The organism is Loktanella sp. DJP18 (assembly GCF_049310965.1).
Taxonomy (GTDB): Bacteria; Pseudomonadota; Alphaproteobacteria; order Rhodobacterales; family Rhodobacteraceae; genus Loktanella.
Genome location: NZ_JBMERN010000200.1, coordinates 1 through 4,766, shown reverse-complemented (window position 1 = coordinate 4,766; position 4,766 = coordinate 1). Strand labels below are relative to the sequence as shown.

Annotated in this window: 2 protein-coding genes and 1 pseudogene; all 3 read left to right on the top strand. The window is 59.4% G+C overall.

Annotated elements, in window-relative coordinates; translation table 11 throughout:
* Positions 1 to 265 precede the first annotated feature (265 nt).
* Entirely contained in the window at positions 266 to 3,346 is a 3,081-nt protein-coding gene (locus tag ACOI1H_RS23695) for a BPTD_3080 family restriction endonuclease (RefSeq protein WP_422440637.1), read from the top strand.
* Positions 3,343 to 4,260, top strand: a complete 918-nt coding sequence (locus ACOI1H_RS23690; protein ID WP_422440636.1) for a hypothetical protein — start codon at positions 3,343 to 3,345, stop codon at positions 4,258 to 4,260. Before ACOI1H_RS23695 ends, ACOI1H_RS23690 begins: the two co-directional genes overlap by 4 nt.
* Positions 4,260 to 4,766: pseudogene (locus tag ACOI1H_RS23685) on the top strand (site-specific DNA-methyltransferase); the annotation flags it as partial. The gene ACOI1H_RS23690 and the pseudogene ACOI1H_RS23685, both read left to right, overlap by 1 nt.

Sequence of the window (4,766 nt, the reverse complement as noted above, 5' to 3'; positions counted from 1 at the left end):
CCATTGACCAGGCGGCTCATGCCTTCAACTTCAAGATTTTTGAAATTACGTTGCGGGCAATCGCCGCGGAAAAATCCGAACCGACTCTTCGAGAAACACGTCTCCCTGTTGCCTAATATCAATCTGGGAAATGGACGATGTTTCGACCAATAGAAATCTAAACCACATACTCAACGTTCAGCGGCCAACCATCCTCTATTCGATTGAAAGAGTTCGCGTCTCCTGCTTTGGTCCCGGACGTTACGACCATGGAATGGTGCACAGTATGAGCTTCTTCGACAGCCCGATCCTGAACTCCCCCTACCACCATCCGGGGCGGCACTGGGAGCTTGATGATGACGGCCAGCCGTCCGACGGCATATCAGCTCGACGTCGCCCGTCGGCACTCTGGACAGCACTCCCCGGGAAGTCGGCGAAGTCAGCCAAAACGCAGGCCTCGATGGTCTTCGATGACGGCGACCTCTCAACGGAAGCGACCGAATTCAACCCGTCGCCCATCGTCAACGATCTGCGCCAAGAGCTCGAGAACTGGCGCGCGCTGCCGAATCCGTCACAATGGAAAGTCTCACCGGTCACCCAGCGGCTCCTCCAGCATTGGCGTGCCCTGCAAGCCGATCAGGAGCAGCCGATCCGGCCATTCTTCTGCCAACTTGAGGCTGTAGAAGCCGCTATCTGGTTGACGGAAGTGGCCCCGCAGATGGGCAAGCGTGGCAAGCGCTTCCTCGAATGGATGAAAATCGCAAATAATTTTGCTGTCCAACCCGATGGCGTGCCTCCCTCATCTTCGCAGCCGGACTTGTTGCGGACTGCATTCAAGCTCGCCACCGGCGCCGGAAAGACGACGGTTATGGCCATGCTGATCGTCTGGCAGACCCTGAATGCGGTCCGCACATCGAACAGCAAGCGGTTCTCGAAGGGGTTTCTGATCGTGACGCCCGGCATCACGATCCGCGACCGCCTTCGCGTCCTCATGCCGAACGAGCCGAACAACTACTACCGGCGTCTCAGCCTCGTCCCGCACGAGATGGCGAGCGATCTTAATCAAGCCAAGATCGTCATCACGAACTACCACGCCTTCAAGCTGCGCGAGACTTTTGACGCAGCTAAAGGCACCCGCACCGCCCTGGAAGGTCATGGCGAGCAGCTTCAGACAGCGGAAACCGAAGGACAGATGATCCAGCGGGTGATGGGGGATCTTATGTCCTTGAAGAACGTGGTCGTGATCAACGACGAAGCGCACCACTGCTATCGGGAGCGCCCTGTCGAAGAAGAGGAGAAGCTGACGGGAGACGAGCGGAAAGAAGCTGAGGCGAACAAGGAAGCCGCACGGTTGTGGATCTCGGGCATCGAAATCCTGAACCGGCAACAGGGCGTGTCCATCGTCTATGACCTGTCGGCCACTCCGTTCTTTCTTAGTGGCTCGAACTGGCCCGAGGGCACGCTCTTTCCTTGGGTGATGAGCGATTTCTCCCTGATGGACGCGATCGAGTGCGGCATCGTCAAGCTGCCCCGGGTGCCCATCGCGGATAACAGGGCCGACGGCGAAGAGGTCATGTATCGCAACCTCTGGCCGACAATCCGCAAGAAGATGCCGAAAAAGCAGAAAGGCGAAGCCAAGCCAGATCCCCACAAGCTGCCGATTGAGCTCAAGGTGGCCCTGGATGCGCTCTATGGTCATTACGAGAAGACGTTTGCGCTCTGGGAAAAGGAGCAGGTCGGGGTTCCGCCTGTTTTCATCGTCGTCTGTAACAATACGACGAATTCGGAGGCTGTCCGCGATTACATCGCCGGCTTTACATGGACTGATTCAGAGGACCGGGAAACGGTCAAACAGGGTCATTTTGAACTTTTCCGGAATTACGACGATCATGAACAGCGCTTGGAAAAACCGCGCACGATCCTGATTGATTCCGCCGCGCTCGAAAGCGGAACGGAAATCGACAGCGGGTTCCGGGACGCGCATGCGACCGAAATCGAGGCTTTCCGGCGCGAGCGCCTTAGTCGCGACCAAGGCGCGGGGGATGTGTCAGACGCGGAAATTCTCCGTGAGGTCATGAACACCGTCGGCCAGCAGGGACGCCTTGGTGGTCAGGTTCGCTGTGTCGTGTCCGTCTCGATGCTGACCGAAGGCTGGGACGCCAACAACGTTACCCATATCATGGGGCTTCGCGCGTTCGGATCGCGCCTCATCTGCGAGCAGGTGATTGGTCGGGCTCTACGGCGCCTCTCTTACGACGTGTCGCCCGATCCGGACCCTGTCACGGGGCAACATCTGTTCCGGACGGAATATGCGGACATCATGGGCATCGACGGTCTCAACTTTGCCGACCAGCCCAAGCCGGCAGCTCCACAAAAGCCGCGCGAGGTGGTGCATGTCCATGCCGTCAGTCCCGAACGTGACAGTTTGGAAATCTCTTTCCCAAGAGTGGCAGGCTATCGTGCCGACTTCCCGCGCGAGCGCATAGACATCGACCTGAGCCTGCTCGATCCTTACGTGATCGACCCTGATCGCGTGAAATCAGCGACCAACGTCACGATGTCCGGGATTATCGGTGCCCGCCACACACTCGATCTCGAGCACCTCAAGGATCAGCGTCTCTCGACCGTCGCATTCCACATCGCAAACTACTGGGTGTCGGAGAAGCTGCGCGACGCAAACGGCGCGCCGAAGACCCACCTCTTCACCCATGCCAAACGGATTGTCCTCCAGTGGCTGCGCTCGGACCGCGTCGTCTACAAAGGTGGCTGCCAACCTGCTCAGCTTCTGTATCTCCAGCTCGCTGACGAGGTCTGTGAACTCCTGATGGGTGCCCTCCTCGATCAGCCCGGGGGCGAGCCGATTATCCGAGCCACCCTTGATCCGTTCATGGCCGAAGGGTCGACCGTCGATGTCAACTTCACCACGTCGAAGGCTGGCCGCCATACGCCGCGCGCGGATCGCAGCCATCTGAACTACATCGTGACCGACAGTGACTGGGAGGCGAAGTTCGCCCAGCTTCTCGACGAGCATCCCGATGTCCTGGCCTACACCAAGAACCAGAACCTGGGCCTGACCGTGCCATATTCGGAGCAAGGGGAGGCGCGCAACTACCTGCCCGATTTCCTGGTCCGCATCAGGATGCCCGAGGGTGCGGAGCCGTTGACGCTGGTCGTCGAGATCAAGGGGTTCCGTGGCCACGATGCCGCACTGAAGGCAGAGACGATTCGCAATAAGTGGATACCGTCGGTAAACCAGCTTGGCACGCACGGCCGCTGGGCCTTTGCCGAGTTGCGCAGCCTGCATGATTTCCGCAATGAATTCGACGCCGCCATCGAGGCATTCATCGAGAAGAAAGTGCCGGCATGACGGAAGTAGTCTTCGGTCGCTTGGCCGACCTTAATCTCCGGGAAGCTTGGTTTAGCGAGGAGAGGGATTTTACGCCTTGGCTTCTCGACAACCTGGACCATATCGGGGGCGCCATCGGGCTGGACCTTCAACCGGTTGGTCGAGAGGTTCGGGTCGGCCCCTTCGAGGCAGATATCCTTGCGATCGATGCCCGAGACGACAGTCGAGTCCTGATCGAGAATCAACTTGAGGCTGCCGATCATCGGCACCTTGGCCAGATCATGACCTATGTGGCCGGCTTGAAGGTCAAAACCGTGATCTGGATCGCATCGCGCTTCACTGACGAGCATCTCTCGGTCGTCGAATGGCTCAACGAAAACACCCTGGAGGGGTTTTCCTTCTTTGCGGTGAAGCTCCGGGTCGTTCGCATCGGCGACAGTCCGGTTGCTCCAATCCTTGAGGTGATGCAGAAGCCGAACGGCTGGGAACGCCAACTTGCGGCCACCCGACGGCAGACGACTGGCGACAGTGCTATTGGTGACACCCGCCTCGCGTTCTGGAGGGCATATATTTCTCGGTATCCGGAGGCGGAAGCCGCTGGAATTCAGCCTAATCGCACGTCGAGTTGCTGGTGCCCCGTGCTGCCGGACCTGAATCTTTCGTTCTGGGTCGGCTCGCGCGAGTCCGGCGTTTTTGTCCGGGGCAATCGCGGCACCAGCATCGAGGATGTCAATATGCGGCTCGCGCCCTACGAGGCCGACCTGATGCGGCAACTTGCCGCTGCCGTCTTCCGCCGTGGATCGGGCTTCTTGGGGAAGAGCGTCCGGATCGCGCTCGGAGACGATACCCAGCAGGCGGAACTGATCGACTGGATGGAAGAAACCCGGCGCGACTACACCCGCGTTCTACGCAATTCGCTGGAAGGACAGGACTGATGCCCGACGACAAAAAGCCCATCGGGCACCACATCCACGACGAGACCCGGGCGAACATCCCGTCTGCGGAACTCGAGCCGGTAATGGAACCGTCGGATCGCGAGGCGATCAAGATGGCCTATGAGCGGCGCAACCGGGATCTTGACCCGCAGCTGATCTGGCGCGGCAAGGACATGGATCAGGCCGAGTTGACCGTCGATGCGCCGCCGATCTATCTTCAGGAGCAGGTGCATCCCAAGGCGTTGATCGACGACCTGCGCGCCGGGCGCGAGAAGGCCGAGGATCTCTTCGGCCATTTTGGCCTGACGGAGGAGGACCGCGAAGCCGAGGTGGAGTTCTACCGCCACTCGCGGAAATGGTCGAACCGGATGATCCTGGGCGACGGGCTACAGGTCATGGCGTCATTGTCCGAGCGCGAGGGGCTGAAGGGCCAGGTGCAGGCGATCTATATCGACCCGCCCTACGGCATCCGCTTCAATTCAAATTTCCAGTGGTCTACCACCTCG